Below are 388 nucleotides of genomic sequence, written 5' to 3'. Positions count from 1 at the left end.
GATGTGGATGACGTCGAAGGTGCCGTCGTGCAGCCAGCGGCGGACCCGGGCGGCCGACAGGAAGCCGAAGTTCAGCCGGGCGACGGAGCCGTTGTACGGGACCGGGACGGCCCGGCCCGCCGAGACGACGTACGGCGGCAGCGGGGTCTCGTCGTCGGCCGGGGCCAGGACGGAGACGGTGTGGCCGAGCCCGATGAGGTGTTCGGCCAGGTCCCGGATGTGGAACTGGACGCCGCCGGGGACGTCCCAGGAGTACGGGCAGACGATGCCGATCTTCACGTGCGCGCTCCCCGGAGTCCGGTCCTCATGTGCTCCAGCCGGAATCCGGCCCTCACGTGCCCTCCCCGGGCTTCGGGCTTCACGCGCTCTCCCCGGAATGCGGTCGTCA

Annotated in this window: 1 protein-coding gene; it reads right to left on the bottom strand. The window is 71.6% G+C overall.

What is annotated here, in order from left to right; translation table 11 throughout:
- A partial coding sequence (locus RM812_RS42750) for a glycosyltransferase family 4 protein (RefSeq protein WP_311586515.1) occupies positions 1-279 on the bottom strand: 279 nt, incomplete at its 3' end.
- Positions 280-388: the final 109 nt, after the last annotated feature.

This window comes from Streptomyces lancefieldiae (assembly GCF_031845825.1).
In the GTDB taxonomy this organism is placed as follows: Bacteria; Actinomycetota; Actinomycetes; order Streptomycetales; family Streptomycetaceae; genus Streptomyces; species Streptomyces lancefieldiae.
Note: the sequence above shows the minus strand (reverse complement) of the source record. Positions and strands in the feature narration are given on the sequence as shown.